This window comes from Epibacterium sp. HA2-3 (genome assembly GCF_055693725.2).
The window spans coordinates 695,294-719,922 of record NZ_JBVFUL020000002.1; the positions used below are offsets into that span (position 1 = coordinate 695,294).

The window sequence follows — 24,629 nt, forward strand, 5'->3', positions numbered from 1 at the left end:
CGCAGTTTTTAGAACAGTTGTTTCTCACTTTGCGAGAGATATGGAATGAGAGACTTCAATCCTGTCCAACCCATTGCAATCAGGAGAAAATCCAACAGATATGCAGGGATGCATTCAGTAACGGAGCCTCAAATGCCCCTCTCCTCCACACCGTTTCTCCGGTCCTCTCGGGTTCTGGTTCGCAGCCTCGGTGCTGCCGCGATTGCGCTTGCTGGTTTTGCGAGTTCGGCCGAAGCCGAAGAGCAGGAAATCCTCAATGTTTCCTACGATATTGCCCGTGAACTCTACGCGGCGCTGAACCCTGTTTTTGCCGAAAACTGGCAGGCAGAGACGGGCGAGACACTGACCATCAAACAAAGCCATGCTGGCTCTTCCAAACAGGCTCGCGCGATCCTGCAAGGTCTGCAGGCGGATCTCGTGACCTTCAATCAGGTGCTGGATGTGCAGATCCTCGCAGACAAGGGTTTTGTGGCGCAGGACTGGCAGCAAAAGCTGCCCAATAACGCATCGCCTTACTACTCGCTCCCGGCTTTCCTGGTGCGGGGTGGCAACCCCAAGGGTATTGAAGACTGGGACGATCTGACCCGTGATGACGTGGAACTCGTGTTCCCGAACCCAAAAACCAGCGGCAATGCGCGCTACACCTATCTCGCGGCCTACGCCTATGCGCTTGACAAGTTTGGAGGCGATGAGGCCGCGGCGCAGGAATTTGTCGGTAAGATCCTCTCCAATGTCGTGGTGTTCGACACCGGTGGGCGTGGTGCGACAACGAGCTTTGTCGAGCGTGAGCTTGGCGATGTGCTGATTACCTTCGAGGCCGAGGTCGAGAACATCCGCGCCAGTGAGGATGAAGGTGCCTTTGATCGTGTGGTGCCTGCAATCTCCCTCTTGGCAGAGTTCCCTGTGGCGCTGGTTGACAAGGTGGCAGATGCACGGGGCAGCCGAGCCGTTGGCGAGGCCTATCTCGACTTTCTCTACTCCAAGGACGCGCAGGAAGTCATTGCCGGTTTCAACAACCGTGTGCATCACCCCGAGGTGGTGGCTGCAACAGCCGACAAGTTCCCTGATGTGCGTCTGATCACGGTCGAAGAAGTCTTTGGCAGCTGGGCCGAAGCGCAGGAGACCCACTTTGGCGAGGGTGGTACGCTCGACCGGGTCTTCACCAACTAACCCAGATCGTTTGTGACGATGTTCGGCCCCGAGGGGGCCGGACGAAACCCATACCGGAGTATCACCGTGGTGTCCCTGACCCGAACCGCCCCGCGCGTGCTGCCGGGGTTTTCCCTTTCTCTTGGCGTGACACTATTGTTCGTGACGCTGATCATCCTATTGCCCCTAAGCGGGTTGATGTGGCAACTCGCTCAACTGAGCCCGGCTGACTATATCAAGGTGATGACATCTCGCCGCGTGCTTGTTGCGCTCAAGGTGACACTGTCTGCGGCGGCTCTTGCAACGCTGATCAATGCCGTCTTTGGTCTGCTTCTGGCTTGGGTCCTGGTGCGCTATCGCTTTTGGGGGCGCGGAACCCTGGACGCGCTTGTCGACATTCCCTTTGCGCTGCCGACTGCTGTGGCGGGGATCGCATTGGTGGCGCTCTACGACAAATCCGGCTGGATCGGCGGGATGCTCGCGGAGTTTGACATCAAGATCGCCTATACTTGGTGGGGCATTGTAATCGCGATGGTGTTCACCTCGGTGCCCTTTGCGGTGCGCGCGATACAGCCCGCGATCGAGGAACTGGACCACGATGAGGAAGCCGCGGCGCTCACGCTTGGGGCCAGTGGTCTGCAACGGTTTGTGCGGGTGATCCTGCGTCCATTGCTGCCTGCAATCCTGACCGGAGTTGCGCTTTCGTTTGTGCGCTCGCTCGGAGAGTTCGGCGCGGTCATCTTCATCGCCGGGAACCTCCCCTTCAAGACCGAGATCGCCTCGCTCTTGATCTTGATCCGACTTGATGAGTTCGACTATCCGGCGGCGGCGGCGATTGCCGGTAGCCTTCTGGGGCTTTCGCTCTTGTTGTTGATCGTGGTCAACCTGGTGCAAACCCGGCTCTATCGCTATCTGCGGACGGAAGGGTAGATCATGACGCGTTTTATATTGATTGCTCTGTCGTTTCTCTTTGTCACCGTGGTGATCGCTGTGCCCGTGGCGGCGGTGTTCCACCGCGCTTTCAGCGAGGGCTGGGGGACCTATATCGCCAACATACTGGACCAGGAGACTCTGCTAGCGATCCGCCTCACGGTGGTGACGGCGCTGATTGTATTGCCGCTGAATGTGATGTTCGGCGTCGCGGCGGCGTGGTTGATTGCGCGCTACAGGTTCTTTGGTCGGCGCGCGCTGTTAATCCTGATCGAGGCCCCTTTTGCGATCTCTCCTATCGTGGCGGGTCTGTGTTTCTTGTTGGTCTATGGGGCCTATGGTCCTGTTGGCGGCGTGCTTGCGCCGCAGGGCATACAGTTGATGTTCAACCTCACCGGGATTGTTCTGGTCTCGCTCTTTGTGACCTGCCCTTTCGTGGTGCGCGAGCTTCTTCCGGTGCTGATGGTGTCGGGCGAGGACGAGGAGAAAGCCGCCATAACACTGGGCGCAAATGGCTGGCATCTCTTCCGTTTTGTGGTGCTGCCCAATATTTCCTGGGCGCTTGTCTATGGCGTGGTGCTGACAGCGGCGCGCGCGATGGGCGAATTCGGCGCGGTAAGCGTGGTGGCTGGCTCCATTCGGGGCGAGACCATGACCCTGCCGCTGCAGATCGAGCTTTTGTACAATGACTATAACGCCACCGGAGCCTTTGCCGCTGCAACTGTGCTCACGGCTCTGGCGCTGCTGACGCTGGTGTTGCGCGGGCTCCTGAACCGCTTTGGGCCAGAGAAAGGACATGCGAGATGACGTTCGAAGCCAGTAATATTCACAAGAGTTTCAATGGCACCGAGGTGCTAAAGGGCGTCTCGCTTGCGATGAAAAAGGGCGAGTTCATAGCGCTCCTCGGCGCTTCCGGCTCGGGAAAGACCACTCTGTTGAATATCATAGCGGGTCTGCAGCAGGCGGATCGGGGGCAATTGCATCTTGATGGTCGCGACATTACCGGGCTGGCGGCGGGCAAGCGCCGCTTTGGCATGGTGTTTCAAAACTACGCGTTGTTTCGCCACATGACGGTGGCCGACAACATCGCCTTCGGTCTGCGGGTTTTGCCGCGTCGCGCGCGCCCTGGTCGTGCAGCGCGTGACGCCAAGGTCTCGGAGCTTCTGGAGATGATCGGCCTTCAGGATCTTGGCGACCGTTTTCCGCAGCAACTCTCTGGCGGGCAGCGCCAGCGCGTGGCGATGGCGCGGGCCCTGGCGATCAATCCGCAGCTTCTGTTGATGGATGAGCCCTTTAGTGCACTGGATGCGCAGGTGCGCCGGTCTCTGCGCAGCTCTGTGCGCACATTGCAGCAAAAGGTTGGGGTGGGCGCGATCATGGTGACGCATGATCAGGCCGAAGCCTGGGATCTTGCGGACCGCGTGGCCGTGATGGATCAGGGGCAGATCGTGCAGTTCGACACCCCGGATGCGCTGCGTGACCGGCCGGCGACTGGGGCCGTAAGAGAGCTACTGAAAGGCGCGGCCTGATCCCGGCGCGCCGACCTGCACGGGATCTTCACATCGACACGGCCACTTGTCGGGACAGTTTCGCCAATGCAGCCGAAAGCGCGCGCGCGGCGGCTGCTGGGCCGCGCTCAGTGACCGGGGTTTCAATGTGGAACCGTTTGACAAATTCCCGTACGCGCCCGTCTGGGGATGAAACGGCATATTGCCCGGAGAGCTCAAACAGCCCATCCGCGCGTGCGTAGCTCTGGTCAATGCGTACATCGAGCCGTGCATCGGCCGGCGTATTGAGTGGCCATGGCTCCACCGCGACAGCTGCACCCGTGCGATCGCTGAGCCCCCGCGCGATTGCAACCGACATGCCGCGCGCCGGATCATCCGCCCATTGTGCCCGTTCCTGAGAGTAGAGCGCGCCGCCATCTCCTTCGGAGACGATGTCCGACGCAGAGGCGTAGGAAGGCAGGGACACCAGCTGTACCTCGACCGTGCGCGCACTGAGATTTTTCACCCGCTCTGCGGGGGTGGCCGCGATCAGGTAGCGAGGGTCATTGGCGCTTGAACAGGCTGCAAGAGCGCCAGCAACACACAGAGATAAAACCAGTTTTTTCATATCATCTACCAAATACCAGTGAGTTCGGATCCCGTTCGATCTTGCGGGCAAGCTGCGAGACCGCGCGCGCCGCGGATTTGATTTCGCGGAGCATATCGAGCGTTTCCATATTGAAATTGGAGCGATCCCCATAGGCCGCCACCAGCGATTCCGACCGGGTCATGAGGCGCTCCAGCCGCGCGGAGAGCGCGGGCAGGCCTTCTGCGGCTTGCGCAACCGATTGCGCGGCATCACGGGCCGAGACCATGGTGGCATTTGCGTTGTCCACCAATCCGCCCTCGCGCAGTGTCGCGAGAGTGGTGCGGATTTCCTCGAGCGCCGCCGACAATGAGCTCGGAAGCGCACGAGCCGCCTCTGTGCCAATCAGCGCATCGGCACTGGTCATCAGCGTGTTGACCGATTGGATCAGCTCTTCCGCTTCAAGGTTGTTGGCTTTGGCGGCGAGGTCGCGCAGATCGTCCACCAACGCGGGCAGATTCTCTGAGGCTGTCGCGATCTCATCTGCGGCACGCGCCCCATCTTGAAGCGCGGCGGTCAGGTTCGCAACCGCGCGTCCCTGTTGCAACTCCTGCAGGATTGCGCGCAGATCTGAGACGGTGGAGCGCAGCTCTCCGGGCAGGGCGCGCGTGCTTGGATCGTTCAGCAGGGCGCGGGTCTCTTCCAAGAGGGCGACAGCGGCTGCCGGGGCCTGCCGGGTGCTTTCGGCGGCGGCCAGAGCCTCGATGCTGGCCAAGGTATTGATCGCCTGCGCCATCAATTCCTCCACCGGAAGCTGGCTGATCCGTTCCATGGCGCCTTCTGCTGTTGCAGAGAAATCAGGCAGATCCGATGGCGCGCTTGGCATTTCCGGGAAGGGCTCTGCTGTGCGATCAAATCTGGCGGGAGGGGCATCATCGAGGCGCACCAGCTCTACCATCAGCTCTGAACTCAGGAGTCCGGCAGAAGCGAGACGCGCCCGCATTCCACCCTCAACAGCGGTCTCAAGAAAGTCCAAAACGTCCTCTTCGTTCGCACCTGGCGCAAGACCCAGCAACCCTGGTTGCAGCAGGAGTTTGGCCATCAGCTTGACGTCTGCCGTGTCGGTCTCATTCTGGATCGCGGCGGTGAGGCTGCCGACTTCGCCTACCTTGATACCGCCGAGCTCTACGGGTGCACCACTGCTCAGACCCGCAACAGAATCGTCAAACGCGACAGAGATCGCAACGCCTCCGGCCATGGAGCGCGCAAAAGCAGTGCGCCTTGCGGTGGCCTCATCCGGATAGATGTCAAAGACCGCGCCGGGGCTCGCCGGGCTGCCGCCATCAAAGACAGAGTCAAATTCGATCCCGCCGGAAACAAGGGATGCAAGGCTGTCGACATCCAAAGACAGCCCTTCCGCTCCGAAGGAGACGGTAAAGCCGGAGTTATCCCAAAAGCGCGTGGCCGAGTTGATCCGGCGATCGTGCGGTGCCTCGATAAAGGCATCCACCACGATGCTGTTGCCGCTTACGGTCAGGCGGGGGTGTTCAAGGCGGCCCACTTCGATGCCGCGAAACAGGACAGGCGCGCCCTCGGTGATCATCCTGCCATCTTCGGTCCGCAAGGTAATCCGGCGCCCGGCGCGTCCGGGCTGCACCAGAGGGGGGCGATCCCGCCCCACAAATTCGGTCTGCGCGGATCCGGCGGTCTCGTCCCAGGCGCCTTCGATATAGACGCCGGACAGCACCGTGCTCAGCCCCGAGATCCCGCGCGAACTCACCTCCGGGCGCACCACCCAGAAGGTCGCATCTTCATCCAGAAAGGGAGCGATGTCCGTGTCGACGCGAACGGCAACTGAAACACGGCTCAGGTCCTCGGAGAAGCCGACCTGCTCCACCCGACCAATCACCACATCGCGATAGCGCAGCGTGGTTTCATTGGCGACCACCCCAGAGCCATTGTCAAAAGCGATGTGGATTAACTCTCCGCGCTCTGAATAGCTCTTCCAGGCGATGCCAAGCGACACGATCAGGGCAACCGGGGGCACTAGCCAGACCAGTGAGAGGTTGCGCCACATTGAAGGGCGTTGGTCCGAAATCTTTAGCTGTGCAGGCTCTTTGGGGCTCATGATGTCTTCTCATTGTCCGCCAGCCACATCAGGCGCGGATCAAAACTCTGGGCTGCCAGCATAGTGAAGGCCACCGACAAGGCAAAACTCACAGCTGCAATACCGGGACTGATCGCGGCGGCATAGTCCAGTTGTACCAATGCGGTCAAAATCGCCACAACAAAGACGTCGATCATCGACCATCTGCCGATGAATTCGACCACCTCGAACAGGACCAGTCGCCTGTGATGATCGAGTGTCACTTGCTTACGGACTGAAATTGCAAGAAATCCTATTGCGAGGAACTTTGCGATCGGGATCAGGATGCTGGCGAAAAACACGATGAAGGCCACACCGTAAGAGCCGTGATGAAACAGCTCAATGATACCGCCCATCAATGTGTTCTCGGAGGTCTGGCCAAAGGTCTTGGTGCGCAGCATCGGATAGATATTGGCCGGCACATAGGCGATCAGCCCCGCCGTCAGCCACGCCCATACCCGTTGCAGGGATGCGGTTTCCGAAAACTCCAGCCGACTGCGACAGTGCGGGCAAACCTGACTGCCGGAGGGCGCAACGCTGCCACAGGTGCGGCAGCCCGACAGCCCGGCCTCAGTGGCCGTCAAATAGTGCTGCGTGTTTTGAGAGTCTTCCAAACGGTTAACCTGCAAATTGAACTATCGGTAAGGATTGTCACGACCAGTAGTGCGGCAAAAGCCCAAAACGCGGGCCCAAGCTCCACCCGTGCGAGGCCGGAGACTTTGACCAACGCAACAGCCACTCCGATGATAAAGATCTCTGCCATGGCCCAGGGCCTGAGGCGTTCGGCCCAGATATAGACCGTCGCTGCATGCGGGGCCGGCCGATAGCCGATGGCCATTGGGGTGAGCGTGTAGATCAATGCGCAGTAACGGGCCGCGGGCACAAGCAGGATCAAGAACCCCGTGGCCAATGAGAGCGGCAGCATCGGACCCGTCGCAAAGGCAAGGATCGTATCAAGAACAGAAGCTTGGTGGGAAAAGCCCTGTACTCTGAGCGAGAGAAACGGAAAGCTTGCCGCTGCCATCAGCAGGATCAGCGCCGTTATCGAAAGCATCGCGATCCGTGTCATTGCTCCTGACTTTGGCGCGGCCAACACGGTCCCGCAGCGGGCGCATTGTGCAACGGATTGTTTTTGCACCTCCTGATCGAGATGCAGGGCGTCACACATCGGACATGCAATTATCTGATCAAGGTTCATGACAGCCCAAATCCAAGATGCGTCTGACACAAGGCCCGAAGGCAAAGCGGCGAAGGCGAACAATTAGGTAAGCAGCAACAAAGCAGGACGCGCTCGCCGGAAAGGTAACCATGACGCGCGGGTGAAGATCAATCAAGACGGGATGGGCGTTGCAGCTAAGGCGTGCTTTTGCCGCTAGGCGCAAATGGAAGGTGCGAACATGCGATGGCCGCGCGGTGAATCAGTCTCGGATGTGACCCTCGCTGGAGTGTGTTATCTGAGCGTGATACCCGCCCCAAACAAAGACACAGAGAGATCCCAGAAGGATCAATGCGCTCACATATGCGCACATCTGTGCCGCCGGGATCTGTCGCAATTGCAGACCGATGCAGAGCGCCACCAGTGCGCAGACCGTCATCGCCAACCGCATATCCCGTAGTGTGTCGGTATTTGGGGATGGGCCTCTATCGATCAGCAAGACCAACCCAATGATTGCGGCCATGCCGGTAAGTGCCACCACACCCCCAATGAGGGCCGCTGATCTAAAGCTCTTCATCAAAAGAAATCCAAAAATATCACAAACGCGTCTCGTGATACCGATTTCTTTGGCGCGAGTATACCCAAACGCCAGACCTTGGCCGCCAATCGATCTTGACGTGCCTTGCTCCAACTGCCGCGGTCCGGACATCCCCGACCCGGTGTAGTGCTCCGGGTCGGGGGGGAGGTTTACCCTGCGTCGCGCAAATCTGCAGGCAGCAGGGCTTCGGGGATGTTCTGGTAACAGACCGGACGCAGGAAGCGGCGGATCGACAAGGTGCCAACCGAGGTGGCGCCAAAGTTCGTCGAAGCCGGGTAGGGGCCGCCGTGTACCATTGTATCAGCGACTTCAACTCCAGTCGGGAAGCCATTGGCCAACACCCGTCCGGCCTTGCGCTCGAGGATCGGTACAAAGGTCGCGGCTGTATCGCTATCGCCGTCGTCCAGATGCAGGGTGCAGGTCAACTGTCCCTGCAGCGAACGTGCAACCGCGCGCATCTCGTCCATGTCCTTAACGGTGACAACAAGGCCAAGCGGGCCAAAGACCTCTTCGGAGAGTGTCTCGTTTTGCAGCCAGTTTTGCGCGTCCGTCATGTAGAGAAATGGGGTCGCGTTGCGCGCGTCGCTTTCGGTGGCGAGCACCTCGCGGACGCCTTCGACACCTGCCATACGACGCTGACCATCGCGGTAGGCATGAGCAATACCGTCGGTCAGCATGGTTTGCGCAGCGGTTTGTGCAAGCGCTGCTGCGGCTGCATCGACAAAGCGATCTGCATCTGCGCCAGCGCGAAGAACCGCGATGCCGGGATTGGTGCAGAACTGTCCCGCGCCCATCGTCAGCGATCCGGCCCAGCCTTCGGCCAATGCTTCGCCGCGCGCGTTCAGCGCGGCATCAAAGATAAACATCGGGTTGACGGAGCCCAGTTCCCCGAAGAAGGGAATAGGCTCAAGGCGTTGCGCGCAAAGATCGAACAGGGCTCGACCGCCGCCAAGAGACCCGGTGAAGCCGACGGCTTTGATCAGCGGGTGCTGGACAAGCGCCGCGCCGACTTGGCGGTTGCCGCCTTGGATCAAACTGAAAACGCCAGCAGGCATCTTGCAGCGCAGGATCGCGGCCAGAACGGCTTCTGCGATGATCTCGCCGGTGCCGGGGTGGGCGCTGTGGCCTTTCACAACCACCGGACAACCCGCCGCAAGCGCGGCGGCTGTGTCGCCGCCAGCGGTGGAGAAGGCGAGGGGGAAGTTAGATGCGCCAAAGACAGCCACCGGGCCGATCGGGCGTTGCACCATGCGCAGGTCGGGGCGCGGCAGGGGGGCACGGTCCGGAAGCGCTTCGTCGTGGCGGCGATCGAGATAGTCACCCGCAAGAATATGGTCGGCAAAGAGGCGCAATTGGCCCGTGGTGCGTCCACGCTCGCCTTGGAGGCGCGCTTCGGGCAAGCCAGTTTCCTGCGTGCCGATTGCGGTGATGTCATCCGCGCGCGCCTCGATCTCGTCGGCGATGGCATTGAGAAACGCCGCCCGTTCGGCACGCGAGGTTGCGCTATAGGCCGCAAACGCCTCTTCTGCGGCTTCGACGGCGGCGTCCACGTCAGATACGCGGCCGACGGAGAAGGCGTAGCTTTCGCCATGTGCGGGGCTTGAGGCAAAGTGGTCGCTTCCTGTGACCCATTGCCCGGCGATCAGGTGGTTTCCGTGAGGGTGGAACATGGTCTTGCCTCTGGTTTGACTCGGTAGGATTTGATGCAGGATAATGTATACATATTTTGGATGATGCAACCCGTTTCCCGTCGCGGCCTGATCTCGGGGTGAGAGCAGGGTTCTGTCAGTTGGCTTGATCGCCTGCCAGAGCGCGGTTCTCGGCAACAAGACGCAGCAAGGCATCCTTGGTGCGCGTGATGTGATCGCGCAGCGTGGCGCAGGCTTTTTCGACATCCCGCGCCTCGGCGTAACGCAGCAGGTCGCGATGCTCTTTCTTTGCGGGTTCGCGTTGCTCCATCACGCTCAGATGCATCCGCACGAACCGATCCGAGTGCAGGCTGATCCCCTGCAGCACGTCATTGGTCAACTTGCGATCCGCAGCTGCATAAAGCGCCGAGTGATACTGGTGGTTCAAGGTCCCCCATTTGCCCACATCGTTGGCATCATAGGAGGCGTCCATTTCCTCGAGCAGTTGATAGCACAGGGCAAAATCCGTGGAGGTCATGGCCGGGATCGCGCGGCGGAACAGATCGACTTCGATCAGGATGCGCAGGTCAAAGATCTCGGCAATCTCCGGCAGGGAGTGCTTGGTGACTGAAGCGCCGCGGTTGTTGGTGAATTGAACCAACCCTTCGGCATCCAGGCGTTTAAGGGCCTCGCGAATGGGCATGCGCGAGACGTCATATTCATCGGCTAGGCTTTCTTGGCGAATGATCTCGCCTTCGGCGAGCTCACCGCTGAGGATGCGCTCTCGCAGATCATTGGCAATGACATCCGGAAGGGTGTTGCGAGAAACCGCGCGTTTGCCAGCCATGAGAATACACTTTGCCCTATTTGTCGGTATTTTGGATACGTTACGGAATTTTCCTATTCTTTCAAGTTGAAAACCCCACGTGCGGACACGGCGGGGGTAGCCGTGTCGACTTGCATGATGTATCCCGTATCCATCACGCAAGTCGAGAGGGTGAGGATGACGCAAACTGAAGATGCCACAACGCAACTGACGCTGGACGAGGTGCGCGCACTCGCCGAGCGAGTCCTGACACATTGCGGCTACGCCTCGGCACATGTCGCGGCCATTTCCGAGATGCTTTATCGCTGTCAGCTTGATGATTGTCAGTCACATGGGCTGTTTCGTCTCTTCATGTGCGCCAACACGATGAAGGACGGAAAAATCGATGCGGCTGCGAGCCCTCGGATCCACTCCGAGGACACTGCGATCATTCGGGCAGATGCGCGCGAAGGGATGTCCCTGCTGGCCGTCCAAGAGGCAATGCCCACGTTGATTGAAAAGGCGCGACGCTATGGTTTGGCCGCGCTTGCCGTGAACAATTGTTTTCATTTTTCAGCGCTCTGGCCAGAGGTTGAGGCGCTGTCAGCCGCAGGTCTTGCAGGTCTGTCCATGGTGCCAAGCCATTCCTGGGTGGCGCCCGCAGGTGGCACAAAAGGGACCCTGGGCACCAATCCGATAGCCTTCAGCTGGCCACGCCAGGGACAAGACCCCTTTACCTTTGATTTTGCCACCAGCGGTTTTGCGCGGGGGGAGATCGAGCTTTACAAGCGGGCCGGAAAACCACTGCCCGAAGGGGTAGCTATTGATGAACGCGGCCAACCGACCTGCGACCCCGACGCGGCGTTGAACGGAGCGATGCTCACATTTGGCGGCCACAAGGGATCTGCACTGTCGATCATGATCGAGCTGATGGCGGGGCCGCTGATTGATGACCTCATCAGTCTGGAGAGTGAAGCCGCTGCCGGGCGCCCGGGATGCGCGCCGTATCATGGGCAAATCATTCTGGCGTTCGACCCAGAGAAATTCTCTGGCGGGCGCGTAGCGCAGAATGATGCACGAGCAGAGCGTCTCTTTGCCGATATTATCGCTCAAGGTGCGCGGCTGCCGTCTCAGCGACGCTATGCAGCGCGTGCGCGCAATCTGGAGCGTGGCTATCTGGAAATCCCGAGCGCATTGTATCGCGATCTTGAAGCGCTGATGGAAAGCCCCATCGGAACAAGCTGACAACCGGCCGAAAGAGAATAAATCAGCGCGCTCTCACGGGCGGTCTCAACGGGGCACTGGCCAGTTGTGACGTGGAGCACTCATCTCGTGGATCAGTCGCCGCGTGCCAGCAGGCTTTGTGCCAACGCGGCGACCAGATCATCGGCACAGGCCTGCGCCTCCGGGCGAAATTTTTTGGTGCGCAAGAGTTTGGCAAACCGCGCACCTTTCTCCATCGCGCGATCATAGAGCATCAGGAGCGCCATTTCATGCAGCCGATGCCGCACCTCGGCGATCTGATCGGCGGAGAGATGCGTCACCGCAGCATCGGGGAGCTCTGTGTCCTTCAGCAACGTCTTGAGCGTGAGTCCATGTTTCGAAGTTTCGGCTTGATCGATCACCGTTTCCACAACTCCGGCCATCTCGGCGAGGAAGGCCGCATAGCCGACCCGCGCCGATTTTTTACTAAAGCCGACTTGGCGCGACAGCAGCAGTTCATCCTGGCGTGGATCATAGGCCACCGACAGGCCGTCAAGCGTGAGCTCCGCAGGCGCGGGGCTGCCATAGATCCTGCGCAGATCGCAGCCCTCGCAAAACAGCACAAGCTGCAACAGGTCATCGCGCGACAGGTCCGCCGAAATACGACTGATGCCGCTTGCGCCCTCTGCCTTGTGAGTGAGGGAAATCCGGCCACTGCCATCGTCGCGGGTACTGAGAATGAGGATCTTTGACGCCATGGCAGGGAGTTACGTCTTCGTCCTGTGTGGTGCAAGCCGTGGAGGTATGCGCGATCACAGAGCATCGGCGCTGTTTCGCCGGTGGTGTCCCACTGTACAGCTTAGGCGTTCTGCTGGGCAGATGGGCGTTCACAAATTGGCAACGCGCGCGACTGGCTTTCTCGGCAAACCTGAGTGTAGATGATGGCAAAGAAATTTTATGCAGGCCCCCTCGGGGGTGGGGCAGCCCCCATAATCGGGTAGCACCCAGAGACGACAAAGGACACAGCATGACGGATTGGAAAGCGGCGGCTTCGGCTCTGTATGATGGCGGGTTTCGCCCGATGTTCATCAACGGAAAATGGTGTGAATCGCAATCCGGCGAGGTGATCGAGGCCCGTAATCCTGCGAGCGGCGCTTTGCTGGCAACGGTGCCCAAAGGCGGCGCAGCGGATGTTGATGCGGCTGTCGCGGCGGCGCGCGCGGCTTTTGAGGGGCCGTGGTCGAAATGGACCCCCTTTGAGCGTCAGGCCCTGCTGCTCCGGATCGCGGATCGCTTTGAGGCGGAGTGGGAAACGCTTTGTCTGTCCGACACGCTTGATATGGGGATGCCGATTCAGCGCACGCTCGCCAACAGCCGCCGTGTTCTGGGGATGCTGCGCTTTTATGCGGGGCAGGCAGTCACCATCCATGGCCACACGATCCCCAACTCCTTTCCGGGGGAGATCCATTCCTCGACCGTGCGCGAACCGGTGGGCGTGGTGGGCGCGATCATTCCTTGGAACGCGCCGATCGCGGGTTCGATCTGGAAGATCGCGCCAGCCATCGCAACCGGCTGCACGGTGGTGCTGAAACCTTCCGAGGAGGCCTCTTTGACGGTGCTGATGATTGCCCGGATCATGCAGGAAGCGGGCCTGCCCGATGGGGTTTTGAATATCGTCACCGGGTACGGCGCCGAGGCGGGTGCGGCGCTGGCGGCGCATTCTGATGTCGACAAGATCGTCTTTACCGGCTCCACCGCGACAGGGCAGGCCATCGCCCGCGCGGCAACCGGAAACCTCAAACGGGTTTCGCTGGAGCTTGGCGGCAAATCCCCGGTGATTGTCTGCCGGGATGCAGACATTGACAAAGCGGTGCCCGTCGCAGCCATGGCGGTGTTTGCAAACTCGGGCCAGATCTGCATCGCCGGGTCGCGGCTGTTTGTGGCGCGCGAGATCCACGACGAATTTGTGCGACGTGTTGCGGAATTCGCTGCCAATCTGCGTATTGGTCACGGCATCGAAGAGAGCACGGACGTAGGCCCGATCATCTCTGCACGACAGGCAGAGCGTATTGCGGGCTACCTCGCTGCCGGCCCAAGCGAAGGTGCGGAGATCCTGACCGGTGGCGCACGGGTGGAAGGCGCGGGTTTTGAAGGCGGACACTTCATCGAGCCAACTGTCTTTGGTGGCGTCACGGACGAGATGTCCATCGCGCGCGAGGAGATCTTTGGCCCGGTGATCTCGGCGCTGCCGTTCGACAGTCTCGATGAGGTTGTCGAGCGGGCCAACGCGACACCTTATGGGTTGGCTGCTGGTGTGTTCTCGAACCACCTCGGGACCGCGCACAAATTGGCGCATCGCCTGAAGGCGGGATCGGTCTGGGTCAATATGTACCACGCGATCGACCCTGCGGTGCCCTTCGGAGGCGTCAAGATGTCAGGCTACGGGCGCGAAGGCGGCACCGAGCACATGGAAGAATACCTCGATACCAAGGCGATCTGGATCAACACGGACTGATCGACTGAGGCATCAGGGAGGAGCGCCCCGGATCTAGGTCCGGAGCAGGGCCGCAGCGCTGTGGCCGCAAGGATGAGGAGTGACATCATGCATGTTGGTATTATCGGCGTCGGGCTTATGGGCCACGGCATCGCCCGTAATGTTTTGTCGCGCGGTGGGTTTGCGCTGAGTTTTCTGGATCATCCGGGCAATCAGCCCGTAGATGAAATTGTTTCACTGGGTGCCGTGGCCTGCGCGACACCTGCCGAAGTGGCTGCGATGTCGGATGTGGTGATCCTCTGCGTGACCGGCTCACCTCAGGTCGAGGCCATTGTTGCTGGCGATCAGGGCGTGGCGACTGCATTGCGACAGAACGCTGTGATAGTCGATTGTTCGACGGCTCTGCCCGAGTCGACTCTGCGCATGGCCGAGATAGTGCGCGCCGCAGGAGGCGATTACCTCGATGCGCCGATGACGCGCACGGCCAAACACGCCCATGAGGGCACGCTGAACCTGCTGGTCGGGGGTGCGACGGACACGCTGGAGCGGGTGCGTCCGGTGCTTTCATCCTTTACCGAGGAGGTGGCGCATGTGGGACCGCTCAGCCACGGTCATCGCCTGAAGCTCCTGCATAATTACGTCTCTGTCGGGTTCATGACCCTCTTGGCTGAAGCTGCTGCGCAATCTGCGGATGCGGGCGTTGATCCTGCCGTCTTTGTCGATGTGCTGGCCTCTGGAGGCGGGGCAAGTGTCGCGCTCGAACGCCTTGCGCCTTTTATTACCGAAGGAGATCGCGAGGGTCTGCCGTTCTTTGTGTCCAACGCGCAGAAGGACATCGATTATTACCGTGCGATGTCAGAGCAAGCGGGAGCACAGCATACCGTTGCAGACGGCGTGTCGCAGGCTCTGGCCGATGCGGTAGCCGATGGCCACGGTCAAGCCTATGTGCCAGAGCTCTGCGCCTTGTTCAAAAACAGCTCATCCTAAGGCAGCCACACGGCTGACCGATGTTTAACCCTGCATGTTTGTGACGTGCAGGCTGGGGAAGCTTGTGAAAAGCCCCCTTATTTCAAAACCATGGACCAACACTAGAGAGGATTACCATGACCGTTTTTTCCCGCAGTCTCCTGGCCGCAGGTGCCAGCTTTGCCTTTGCCGTTCCGCTGGCCGCACAGACTGAGATCAAGATTGGCTATGCACTTGCAGAGGACAGCCATTACGGCGTGGCTGCCAAGACATTCGAGGAGGTTGTGCTGGAGCAGACCGGTGAGGATTTCAGCTTCACGCATTTCCCGTCGTCCGGTCTGGGCGGTGAGCGCGATGTGATCGAGGGCCTGCAGCTGGGCACCGTCGAAGTCACCATCGTGTCTTCCGGCACGCTGGCCAACTTTGTCCCTGAAACCGGTGTTTTCGACATCCCGTTCCTGTTCCGGGATCTTGGCCACGCCCGCTCAGTGCTCGACGGCCCCATCGGTCAGGACATCCTTGAAAAGTTTGACGCTGTTGGCCTACATGCGCTGGCATGGGGCGAGCAGGGCTTTCGCCATATCACCAACAACCGTAATGCAATCAACACTCCTGCCGACGTTCAGGGGCTGAAGCTGCGCACAATGGAAAACCCTGTCCACCTCGCGGCGTTCAACGCGATGGGCGCCGCGCCGACACCGATGGCGTGGCCCGAGGTGATCTCTTCCATGCAGCAAGGGGTGATCGACGGGCAGGAAAACCCGCTCTCGGTGATTGTTTCGGTGAAACTGGACGAAGTGCAGAAATACCTGACCCTCTCCGGTCACGTTTATTCGCCTGCGATGCTCTTGGTGTCCAAACCCTTCTGGGAAGGTCTGAATGACGAGCAAAAGGCTGCGTTTGAAGCTGCCGCCGCCGACGCCGTGGGTGCCATGCGCGGATACGTCGATGGCATCGAAGCCAGCGGTGTTGAAACGCTCAAGGAACGCGGCATGGAAGTGAACGCGCTGAGCGCCGATGAAAAAGCCGCGTTCCAAGCGTCAATCCAGTCTGCCTACGAGGGCTATTACAAGACCTATGGCGAGGATCTCGTGAAATCGATCGTCGCGGCTGAGTGATGAACACACGACTAGCGCTGTTGGTGCAGCGCTGGTCTACCCCCGGGGGCGTGAAATGAAGAAGCTGGAACACTACTTTGTGGCGCTGAATGGCGGCCTTCTGATGGTGTTGATGGCAGCGATGACCTCCGTCGTCGGTGCCAATATTGCGCTGCGGTATTTTACCGGGCACTCACTGCCCTGGGCGGATGAGGCCGCGCGGTATCTGATGATCTGGATGACCTTTTCCGGCGCGGGGCTTGTCTTGCGCGCAGGGGGGCATGTGGCGATCACAAATCTGCAAGACGCATTGCCGAGCTTGGGACAGCGGCTCTTGAGAGGAGCGATCGTGTTGGGGCTGCTCTTGTTCTTTGGATTTATGGTCCACGTCGGTCTGCAATATGCGCAGAGGATGCAATATCAGGTCACGCCTGCGCTGCGCCTGCCGTTTCTCTATATCTATGCGGCCATGCCCGTCGGGTTTCTTTTGTTAATGGTGCATCTGCTTCTTGTAGCGCATCCGTTCATCACGGCTGGACGTTTTAAGCCCACAGGCAAGCCTTCTGATGCGCCAACCGCTTTGCCAGGAGGCGCAAATGGCTGAGATCCTTTTCCCTGCACTTTTTGTCTTGCTGGCGCTTGGACTGCCGGTGGCCTTTGCAATGATGATCGCTGTTTTTCTGGCACTGAGCTTTGGGTCGTCTTACCCGCACCTCGTTGTGGTCAAAGAGATGTTCTCTGGCCTTGACAGTTTTCCGCTCTTGGCGGTGCCTTTCTTTATCCTCGCGGCAGAGATCATGACGGGCGGGGCCGTCACCATGGCGCTGTTGCGATTGGCGCAGTCCTTCGTCGGGCATCTGAGAGGTGGGCTGGGGCACGCCAATGTGGTCAGCTCCGCCATGTTTGCAGGCATTTCCGGGAGCGCCTTGGCCGATGCGGCTGGACCCGGCTCGATGATGATCCGGATGATGGAAAAAGGCGGGTATGATCGCTCTTATGCCGGGGCGCTCACGATTGCCAGCGCGGTAGTCGGGCCCATCATCCCGCCTTCGATCACCATGATCATCTACGCCATGCAGGATCAGAATGTCTCTGTTGGGTCCTTGTTCATGGCGGGGGTGTTGCCGGGCGTCTTGATCACCTGCATGGTGCTTGTCGCCAACGCTTATGTGAGCCGCAAGCGTGGCTACATGAGCGGTGATGTCATGCCGACCTTCCTCGAGATCGGGCGGATTTTTGTCTATGCGCTTCCTGCGCTTTCGCTGATCGTCCTGATCGTCGGAGGCATCAGGTTTGGGGCCTTCACGCCCACAGAAGCCTCGGTCATCGCGGTATTTTATGCGCTGATTGTGGGGATGTTTGTCTATCGTTCGCTGCGGATTCGTGACCTGCCGAACATCTTGCTCAAGGCCGCAACGACCTCCGGGGCGGTTCTGTTGATCCTGGGGGCGGCGCGGGCCTTTGCCTGGGTGCTGATCATCGAAGGCATCCCGCAGCAACTCGCCGAAACGATCATCAGCTGGGAGCTGTCGCCAGTGGTGTTTCTGTTGGCTGTGAACCTGCTGCTGCTGGCTTTCGGGCTCTTCATGGATCCGTTGCCGGGCGTCATGATCCTTGTCCCGATCTTGGCCCCGATCAGCTTTGCGCTTGGGATCGACCCAAACCATTTTGCCATCATTGTGATCGTGAACCTGACGATGGGGCTGACCACGCCCCCGGTCGGGAGCCTGATCTTTGTGGTGTCCTCTACGGTGCATCTGAAGCCGTCCGCTCTGATCCGCGAATTGCCGCCTTTCTTTCTGGCCTTGGTCGCGGCGCTTTTGCTGATCACATTTGTGCCGAACCTGGCGACCTGGCTTCCTGAGGTCAGCGGGTTCTGAGGTCGAACATATCTGTGCGCGTGCTCCGGTTGCCGGGGCACGCGTCAGTCATAGAAGGGCCAAGGGCCGGGATAATCTCCGATGGGAAGCAAGTCGCTGACCAGGCCGCCTGTGTCCTCGCGCCAGTTGTAGACCGTCACTTGACCCGGCTCCAGCACGAGGCTGTTGACCGCATCTGCGCGCTGATCGAGATGCACCGCATGGCAGGGTGCGGGGGCCACCTGATGCAGAATCCCGTCTACGAGGGCGCTCATGGCGCGGTGCAGGTGGCCGGAGATGACGTGCACCGGGGCGTTATGTTCGCGCAGAAGATCCAGCATTGCGGGCCCGTTGCGTAGATTGTTGCGGTCCATGTCCTTCATACCCGAAGGAATCCAAGGATGATGCGTCGCGACCACAACCGGCTGGTCCGGGGTGGTCTTCAGACAGTGCGCCAGAAACCCAAGCCCGGCCTCACACAGCATCCCGTAGGGAGCGCCCTCAACCAATGTGTCGAGGCCCACCATCGCAAAGGGACCAAAATCGTGATGCCATTGAATTGGGCCAGACGCAGGCATCCAATCTTCGGTGGCGAAAGCTGCACGCATGGCCTCGCGCGTGTCGTGGTTGCCGGGGATAGCCCGCAGAGGCACGTTCAATGGCGCAAGCAGTTGGCGCAGATGTGCATATTCCTCCGCGCTGCCGTGATCCGTTAGATCGCCTGTCACCACCACGCAGTCCACGGGATCGAGGACCGGCAGTCTGCTGTTGATTGTGTCCACCGCGCGCGCCAGCGCCGTCGCGGTATCCGAGCGCCCATAGGCGAGTGAACCTTCAGAGACGATATGCGTGTCGGTAAGTTGAATGAAGGACGTCATGTGCAAACTCTAGTGTTGGGGGAGGCAAATCAGGGCCTCAGGCGGAATGGACAGGTGTAGGGTGTCGCCGACAACGGGCGCAGAGATTCCGTGGTGCAGGGCAAACAGGCGCTGATCCGTCAGCCCGGTGAGCCCAAGCCGGTAATGGGTGCCGAGGAAGGTGACAGTTTCCACCTGTGCCCTGAGCGGGCCTTTTGGGTCGACGCGCAGATCTTCTGCACGCACATAGACAGCACCGTTTGCGGCATTGTCCGGCAGCGGCAGGGCACCGCCGGGGAGACGGAGCGTCCGGTCGGAAATTTCTCCGCGCAATGGCATCGCGTGGCCGACAAATTCCGCCACGAAAGCGGATTTGGGATTGCGATAGAGCTCTTCTGGAGTGCCGATCTGGCGGATATGCCCCCCCTCCATCACTGCGACCCGGTCCGCGATGGCGAGGGCTTCGTCCTGATCGTGGGTGACAAAAATCACCGTGGTTCCGAACTGGCGCAAGAGCGCGGCCAACTCGTCGCGCAGCTCCAGACGAAGGGCGGCATCCAGCGCCGACAGGGGCTCATCCAGCAGCATCAGGCGCGGGCGTGGGGCAAATGCGCGGGCCAGTGCGACCCGTTGGCGTTGCCCGCCAGAGAGCGCGGTGATCGCGCGGTGGGCGTAAGGTTCCAAGCGGCACAGCGTGATGACTTCGTCGACACGGCGCTGGATCTCGGCCCGCGGCAGGCGCTGCATCTTGAGACCATACCCGATGTTGTCGCGCACGGACATGTTGGGAAACAGCGCATAGGATTGAAACACCATGCCGATATTGCGCTTTTCAACGGGTAGGCGGGTGACATCCTCGTCGCCAAACCGAATGTTCGCACCGTTATCCGGTACTTCAAGCCCGGCAATCAGCCGCAAGAGGGTGGTCTTGCCGCAACCTGAAGGGCCAAGGAGCGATATGATCTCGCCGGGATCAATTTCCAGATCAGTAGGATTGAGGGCGCGGGTGCCATCGCCATAGGTTTTGGCAACGCGGCAGAGGGTAAGGGTCATGACAGTATCCTTTGGGCGCGGGCAGAGGCCCATTGCATCGCCATCAGAAGCGGGACGATCATCACGAAAAAGACCAGTGTATAGGCGGAGGCGATTTCCAGCCGCATCGAGGCGTAGGAATCCGCAAGCCCTACAGGCAGGGTTTTTAAAAGCGGCGTGTGAAGCATCCATGTGAGATTGAACTCTCCGATAGAGAGTGTGACGACCGTGAGGCTCCCGGCAAGAATACCGGGCAGGGCGTTGGGAACCACAATATCGACAAAGCGCCGCGCCGGCCCTGCGCCAAGAGATGCCGCCCCTTCCTCAAGCGTCTTGAGGTCGATTGCAGCCAGCACAGCCTGCACCGCGCGCACCATGAAGGGCAGGGTGTAAAGAACATGCCCGACAAGGATAAAGCTCCAATGCGCGCGAAACCCCTGCTGCGCGCCGTAGAGCTGCAAGAGCGCAAGTGCGAGCGCCAGCCCCGGCACGGCCAGCGGCAGGGAAATGAACTCTTCCAGGATACGCGACAGTCGGCCGGGATTTCGGGCCAGCGCATAGGCTGCGGGCACGCCCAGGATCAGCGTCATCACAAGGCATGCGACAGCGAGCCAGATGGAGAGAAAGATACTGTCTGCATAAAGCGTCCAGACCTCAGCCACCCATTTGAGTGTAAGACCCGAAGAAAGGCCACGGAAGTAGTTGGCGGTCAGCCCCGCGAGCACCGATTGCACCGTGGGCACCAGCAAGAAGGCGCAGGCCAGCAGCGTGACCATGAGTGATAAGAGATGAGGCAGTCGTCGCATGTCTTATCCTCCTGCAGCTATCGCGCCGCCGGAAAAGCTGCGCGCAATCAAGAGGACTCCCCATGTGACAATGCCCAATGCGATGGAGAGCGCCGAAGCCATGGCGAAATTCGCCGATAGCGTGAACTCGGTGTAGATCACCATCGGCAGGACATCGATGTCCGTGGCCAAGGTGAAGGCAGTACCAAAGGCCCCCATGGCGGTGGCAAAGGCGATCGCCCCCGCCGCGACCATGGCTGGGCGCAGCGCTGGCAAGAGTACATCCCAGAGCACTCGATGGGCTGGCGCGCCAAGGCTGCGCGCGGCTTCTTCCAGTGCAGGATCTATCTTCTCGGCCGCGGCCATCACGGTCAGCAGCACCCGTGGGATGGAGAAATAGAGATAGCCGAGGAAGAGCCCAAAGGTGGAATAGGCAATGACCACGTGACTTGGGGTGATCTGGTTTACCAGCCCCTGCCGACCCCCGAGAAGGATGATCATAAAGCCGACCACAACACCGGGAAACGCGAGGGGCAGTGTCAGGATCGACAAGAGGGCACTGCGTCCCCAGAACCGATTGCGGGTCAGAAAAAGCCCTGCAGTGGTGGAGACGGCCAAGGCCGCGAGAGTCACCGCGCCTGAAACCAGAAGGGTTTGCAGAAGGGCTGAGAGATACCGCGGGGTTTGCAGCATCCTGACATAAACGCTCCAGCCCTCTGCGCCCTCGGAGGAGGACAGCACAAGGCGCACCAAGGGTAGCGCGAGAAAAGCGAGCGTGAAGATCAACAGAGGAAGGAGGCATAAAACGCCAAAGGAACGGGCCGTCACGGGAGTTCTTTCCTGAAGTACCGGGAGCACACAGGGACGCGCGCTCCCGGTGTTGGATTATTTAACTTCGTTCAGGTAGCGTTCGCCAAAACCGGCCTGCGCCTTTTCCATCTCTGCATAGTTCACAGCCTGTGCACGGGCATAATCGCTGGCGGGCAGGAATTTCTCCGCCACCTCAGCAGGCAGCTCAACCGGGCGCGCGGGCTGCAGATAGGCGTTGGTCCAGATCGCCTGCCCTTTGTCAGAGAGAATGAAATCCAGAACCTTCTTGCCGGTCTCGCCGTTAGGCGCATTGCCCACGAGGCTCATGACATAGGGTACACGCACCGACCCCTCGCAGGGCAGGACAAATTCAAAATTTCCATCTTCTTCGTATTTCGCGCGATAGGCGTTGAAGTCGTAATCAAACAGGATCGGGATCTCTCCCGAAACGACCCGCGCATAAGACGTCTGCTTGGGCACGATCGGTGCGTTCTCTGCCAGCTCGGAAAAATACTCGATTGCGGGGTCAAAGTCTTGCAGATCGCCCCCAAAGGAAAGGTTGACGGCGACGGCCCCGGCATATCCGACAAAGGCCGACGAGGGATCCAGATAACCCACCATTCCCTGATAGGCAGGCTTTTTCAGGTCTGCAAAGCACTGCGGGACGGGCGCGCCGCCAAGGGCGTCCACATTCACAAAGAACCCGATGGTGCCGTAATGCACTGCGAACCACTTGCCTTCGGGGTCTTTGAGCCCCTCCGGGATCTCGTCAAAACCTGCGGGCTTGTACGCCTCGACCAGACCTTCCTTGCCCGCCTTGATGCCGGTGGTCACACCGTAATAGGCCACATCTGCCACGGGGCTGTCTTTTTCAGCCACAAGCTGTGCAAATGTCTGGCCGGAGTTCTTGTTGTCATGCGGAAGGCTGACACCGATCTCGGTCTCGATGGCCTCCAGCATGGACGCCCAATCCGCCCATTGCGGGGGGCAATTGTAGCAGATGGCGTCTTCGGCCTGCGCCGAAGATGCAAAAGACGCGGTCAGCGGTGCCGCAAGAGCGGTTGCAGCCAGAACCGTAAGAGCGATATGTTTCATGGGTTCATCCTTGTTTGTCGTTGGACGTGAACGGGGGAACAGACGGCGACTGGGCAGCACCCCGGTCGTCGTCAGGGCTTTTCGCGCGGGGTCCGGACAAGGTTGCCCCGGCGCGGAAAGTAAAAGGCAGGGGCGCAAGTTCTGTCATTGCGCCGCCCTGCAGTCCGGTCAAAAGCGTCTGTGCGGCCTGGCGACCCATTGCCTCTGGGGTGGTCTCGATCGTGGCAAGCGAGCGATCCAGCAAACGCCCGACCTCGATCCCATCGAACCCCACAACCGACAAATCCTGCGGGACATGCCGCCCCATCAAAGGCGCGGCCTTTTGCACGGCGATTGCCAGGAAGTCATTGGAGGCAAAGATCGCGGTCAGATCCGGGTGGTTCGAGAGGCGCTGAGCAAGGATACTGGGCGTGTTGGCTTCGGTCTCGGTGATCTCGATCAGCTTGGGTGGGGCCAGATTGAGGGCGGCACATTGCGCCCGAAACCCGTCAAACCGGTTGCGTGAGCGGTCCGAGGTCGAAAATCGCAACGCCAGAAATCCGGTGCGCTCGTGGCCGTAGAGGGCAAACTGGCGCGCGACTTCTGCGGCGGCCTGCGCGTTGGACACATGCGCGCTGGGCCAGTCGGGCAGAGGGTCGTGAAACATCAGGCAGACGGGGATGTCGCGCGCCCGAGCCTGTGCGAGCGGTACACTCTCCTGTGGCGCGGCCATTGTCACCAACAGGCCGTCTACATCCTTACTCAGGAGAGTTGTGAGAATGTCATTGTCCGTTTCGTCATCGTAATTGGAGCTGGCGACCAACAGCTGATACCCGTGGCTGCGCAACTCTTCCTGAGCCCCCTGCACGGCCTCCGCAAACACCGGGTTGGCGAGCGACGGAATAAGGCAGCCGACGGTCATGCTCTTGCGGCTTTGCAAGGCGCGTCCGGTCGCGGAAAAGACAAAACCCATGCGCCGCGCTGCATCTTCCACACGTGCGCGGGTCTCAGCGCTGGCGGGGCCGGATTTATTTAGCACGCGACTCGCGGTTGCGACGCCACATCCGGCAGCGAGGGCGACATCCTTGATGGTTATGCGGGTCCTGTCGGTCATTTGAACCTTTTGCGAGTCGTGAGATGGAAACGTTTCCAGCCCAGCAAATAGCGGGATAGGGGCACAGTTTTGTGACGTTTGGCACGAAACGCAGCCGGATGACCTAACGGGCGCTCGATGGTTCGGCGTGCCCTGTGCATTGACAATGCCGCAGAGGCTGCCTAGCTCTTTTCCATTCTCAGGGCGGGGTGAAATTCCCCACCGGCGGTTATAGCCCGCGAGCGCCACCTCTACGGGGTGGGTCAGCAGATCCGGTGGAATTCCGGGGCCGACGGTCATAGTCCGGATGGGAGAGAATGTACTGCGTGTACCGATGGGTGCATGTGGTCTTTTGCGCTCTGGGATTCTGTCATGTTGAAAGGATCAATAGCTATGACAAAATCCCCAAAATTCGCCTTCATCAAGGCGCAGTGGCATGCCGATATCGTGGATCAGGCATTGATCGGGTTCCAAGACCAACTCGCCGAGTTTGGGCTTGAAGCCGCCGTCGACGTCTTCGACGTGCCCGGCGCGTTCGAGATGCCGCTGCTGGCTCAGAAACTTGCGGCCACGGGTGAGTATGACGCGATCGCTGCGGCTGCTCTGGTCGTGGATGGCGGGATCTACCGCCATGATTTCGTGGCACAGGCGGTGGTGTCCGGGTTGATGGAGGCCGGCCTCAAGACAGGCGTGCCGGTGCTGTCGGTATCTCTCACGCCGCATCATTTCCAGCCGAGCGAGGAACACCAGACCTTCTATCACGCGCATTTTGTGAAGAAGGGCCGCGAGGCTGCACAGGCGGCAGCGCGGATGGCCAATCTGTACCGCGATCCTACCCCAACTCCGGTCGAGGCCGCGGCCTAAATGGCCTGCG

Annotated in this window: 25 protein-coding genes and 1 riboswitch; of the genes, 11 read left to right on the forward strand and 14 right to left on the reverse strand. The window is 60.1% G+C overall.

The genetic code is table 11. From position 1 onward, the window contains the following. The first annotated feature begins 132 nt into the window (after positions 1-132). Genes cysP through ACZ1HH_RS17785 form a run of 4 tightly spaced genes read left to right on the forward strand, consistent with a single transcriptional unit; the run spans position 133 to position 3,608 of the window. Positions 133-1,170 (forward strand): thiosulfate ABC transporter substrate-binding protein CysP, encoded by a 1,038-nt coding sequence (cysP, locus tag ACZ1HH_RS17770; protein WP_472635553.1) that lies wholly within the window; start codon positions 133-135, stop codon positions 1,168-1,170. An 18-nt stretch (positions 1,171-1,188) separates the two neighbouring features. Then, positions 1,189-2,079, forward strand: a complete 891-nt coding sequence (gene cysT, locus ACZ1HH_RS17775; RefSeq protein ID WP_487320467.1) for a sulfate ABC transporter permease subunit CysT — start codon at positions 1,189-1,191, stop codon at positions 2,077-2,079. Positions 2,080-2,082: 3 nt separating this feature from the next. Then, positions 2,083-2,886 carry a sulfate ABC transporter permease subunit CysW gene (gene cysW / locus ACZ1HH_RS17780; RefSeq protein ID WP_472635555.1) on the forward strand — a complete coding sequence of 268 codons (804 nt, stop codon included), beginning with the start codon at positions 2,083-2,085 and terminating at the stop codon, positions 2,884-2,886. Continuing rightward, positions 2,883-3,608 (forward strand): ABC transporter ATP-binding protein, encoded by a 726-nt coding sequence (locus tag ACZ1HH_RS17785; protein ID WP_472635556.1) that lies wholly within the window; start codon positions 2,883-2,885, stop codon positions 3,606-3,608. The genes cysW and ACZ1HH_RS17785 overlap by 4 nt, the downstream gene beginning before the upstream one ends. A 28-nt stretch (positions 3,609-3,636) precedes the next feature. On the opposite strand, the gene ACZ1HH_RS17790 is transcribed toward ACZ1HH_RS17785, so the two are convergent. The 7 genes from ACZ1HH_RS17790 to ACZ1HH_RS17820 all read right to left on the reverse strand — a co-directional run bounded on the left by ACZ1HH_RS17790 (position 3,637) and on the right by ACZ1HH_RS17820 (position 10,527). After that, entirely contained in the window at positions 3,637-4,194 is a 558-nt protein-coding gene (locus tag ACZ1HH_RS17790; protein ID WP_472635557.1) for a PqiC family protein, read from the reverse strand. A 1-nt stretch (position 4,195) separates the two neighbouring features. Beyond that, positions 4,196-6,280, reverse strand: coding sequence for an MlaD family protein (locus ACZ1HH_RS17795; RefSeq protein ID WP_487320468.1), 2,085 nt, complete (start codon positions 6,278-6,280; stop codon positions 4,196-4,198). After that, positions 6,277-6,912: a paraquat-inducible protein A gene (locus ACZ1HH_RS17800; protein ID WP_472635558.1), complete on the reverse strand. Its 636-nt coding sequence runs from the start codon at positions 6,910-6,912 to the stop codon at positions 6,277-6,279. Before ACZ1HH_RS17800 ends, ACZ1HH_RS17795 begins: the two co-directional genes overlap by 4 nt. Continuing rightward, positions 6,879-7,496 (reverse strand): paraquat-inducible protein A, encoded by a 618-nt coding sequence (locus tag ACZ1HH_RS17805; protein WP_472635559.1) that lies wholly within the window; start codon positions 7,494-7,496, stop codon positions 6,879-6,881. The genes ACZ1HH_RS17800 and ACZ1HH_RS17805 overlap by 34 nt, the downstream gene beginning before the upstream one ends. A 220-nt stretch (positions 7,497-7,716) precedes the next feature. After that, complete coding sequence (locus ACZ1HH_RS17810) at positions 7,717-8,031, reverse strand: polysaccharide transporter (protein WP_472635560.1); 315 nt, start codon at positions 8,029-8,031, stop codon at positions 7,717-7,719. A gap of 170 nt (positions 8,032-8,201) precedes the next feature. Then, positions 8,202-9,722, reverse strand: a complete 1,521-nt coding sequence (locus tag ACZ1HH_RS17815; RefSeq protein WP_472635561.1) for an aldehyde dehydrogenase (NADP(+)) — start codon at positions 9,720-9,722, stop codon at positions 8,202-8,204. Between the two features lie 115 nt (positions 9,723-9,837). Beyond that, positions 9,838-10,527, reverse strand: coding sequence for a GntR family transcriptional regulator (locus ACZ1HH_RS17820; protein ID WP_416369719.1), 690 nt, complete (start codon positions 10,525-10,527; stop codon positions 9,838-9,840). 156 nt (positions 10,528-10,683) lie between these two features. Here ACZ1HH_RS17820 and ACZ1HH_RS17825 point away from each other — a divergent pair, with 156 nt between their 5' ends. Further along, the gene (locus ACZ1HH_RS17825) at positions 10,684-11,730 is read left to right on the forward strand and encodes an Ldh family oxidoreductase (protein ID WP_487320469.1); all 1,047 of its coding nucleotides are present in this window, start codon (positions 10,684-10,686) and stop codon (positions 11,728-11,730) included. A 92-nt stretch (positions 11,731-11,822) separates the two neighbouring features. Here ACZ1HH_RS17825 and ACZ1HH_RS17830 read toward each other — a convergent pair whose 3' ends face one another. Continuing rightward, on the reverse strand, positions 11,823-12,446 hold the full coding sequence (locus ACZ1HH_RS17830) for a hypothetical protein (protein ID WP_472635562.1): 624 nt from the start codon (positions 12,444-12,446) through the stop codon (positions 11,823-11,825). A 269-nt stretch (positions 12,447-12,715) separates the two neighbouring features. On the opposite strand from ACZ1HH_RS17830, the gene ACZ1HH_RS17835 reads away from it, so the two are divergent. From ACZ1HH_RS17835 to ACZ1HH_RS17855, 5 genes are all read left to right on the forward strand, one after another. Beyond that, positions 12,716-14,203, forward strand: coding sequence for an aldehyde dehydrogenase family protein (locus tag ACZ1HH_RS17835; protein WP_487320470.1), 1,488 nt, complete (start codon positions 12,716-12,718; stop codon positions 14,201-14,203). An 87-nt stretch (positions 14,204-14,290) separates the two neighbouring features. Then, positions 14,291-15,169: an NAD(P)-dependent oxidoreductase gene (locus tag ACZ1HH_RS17840; RefSeq protein ID WP_472635563.1), complete on the forward strand. Its 879-nt coding sequence runs from the start codon at positions 14,291-14,293 to the stop codon at positions 15,167-15,169. A gap of 116 nt (positions 15,170-15,285) precedes the next feature. Continuing rightward, positions 15,286-16,266: a TRAP transporter substrate-binding protein gene (locus ACZ1HH_RS17845; RefSeq protein WP_472635564.1), complete on the forward strand. Its 981-nt coding sequence runs from the start codon at positions 15,286-15,288 to the stop codon at positions 16,264-16,266. A gap of 55 nt (positions 16,267-16,321) precedes the next feature. After that, positions 16,322-16,849 (forward strand): TRAP transporter small permease, encoded by a 528-nt coding sequence (locus tag ACZ1HH_RS17850; protein WP_416369713.1) that lies wholly within the window; start codon positions 16,322-16,324, stop codon positions 16,847-16,849. Further along, positions 16,842-18,125, forward strand: a complete 1,284-nt coding sequence (locus ACZ1HH_RS17855; protein ID WP_472635565.1) for a TRAP transporter large permease — start codon at positions 16,842-16,844, stop codon at positions 18,123-18,125. Before ACZ1HH_RS17850 ends, ACZ1HH_RS17855 begins: the two co-directional genes overlap by 8 nt. A gap of 44 nt (positions 18,126-18,169) precedes the next feature. Here ACZ1HH_RS17855 and ACZ1HH_RS17860 read toward each other — a convergent pair whose 3' ends face one another. From ACZ1HH_RS17860 to ACZ1HH_RS17885, 6 genes are read right to left on the reverse strand one after another with little or no spacing between them, the layout of a single operon-like run. Then, the gene (locus ACZ1HH_RS17860) at positions 18,170-18,982 is read right to left on the reverse strand and encodes a phosphodiesterase (protein ID WP_487320471.1); all 813 of its coding nucleotides are present in this window, start codon (positions 18,980-18,982) and stop codon (positions 18,170-18,172) included. Between the two features lie 9 nt (positions 18,983-18,991). After that, positions 18,992-20,014: an ABC transporter ATP-binding protein gene (locus ACZ1HH_RS17865; protein WP_487320472.1), complete on the reverse strand. Its 1,023-nt coding sequence runs from the start codon at positions 20,012-20,014 to the stop codon at positions 18,992-18,994. Then, positions 20,011-20,799, reverse strand: a complete 789-nt coding sequence (locus ACZ1HH_RS17870; protein ID WP_011536929.1) for an ABC transporter permease — start codon at positions 20,797-20,799, stop codon at positions 20,011-20,013. Before ACZ1HH_RS17870 ends, ACZ1HH_RS17865 begins: the two co-directional genes overlap by 4 nt. 3 nt (positions 20,800-20,802) lie before the next feature. Beyond that, positions 20,803-21,606 (reverse strand): ABC transporter permease, encoded by an 804-nt coding sequence (locus ACZ1HH_RS17875; protein ID WP_011536928.1) that lies wholly within the window; start codon positions 21,604-21,606, stop codon positions 20,803-20,805. A 57-nt stretch (positions 21,607-21,663) separates the two neighbouring features. Beyond that, positions 21,664-22,683, reverse strand: coding sequence for an ABC transporter substrate-binding protein (locus ACZ1HH_RS17880; RefSeq protein ID WP_472635570.1), 1,020 nt, complete (start codon positions 22,681-22,683; stop codon positions 21,664-21,666). A gap of 4 nt (positions 22,684-22,687) precedes the next feature. After that, complete coding sequence (locus ACZ1HH_RS17885; RefSeq protein ID WP_472635571.1) at positions 22,688-23,776, reverse strand: LacI family DNA-binding transcriptional regulator; 1,089 nt, start codon at positions 23,774-23,776, stop codon at positions 22,688-22,690. Between the two features lie 170 nt (positions 23,777-23,946). Beyond that, positions 23,947-24,078: riboswitch (FMN riboswitch) on the forward strand. A gap of 70 nt (positions 24,079-24,148) precedes the next feature. On the opposite strand from ACZ1HH_RS17885, the gene ACZ1HH_RS17890 reads away from it, so the two are divergent. Beyond that, complete coding sequence (locus tag ACZ1HH_RS17890; protein ID WP_472635572.1) at positions 24,149-24,619, forward strand: 6,7-dimethyl-8-ribityllumazine synthase; 471 nt, start codon at positions 24,149-24,151, stop codon at positions 24,617-24,619. The last annotated feature ends 10 nt before the right edge of the window (positions 24,620-24,629 follow it).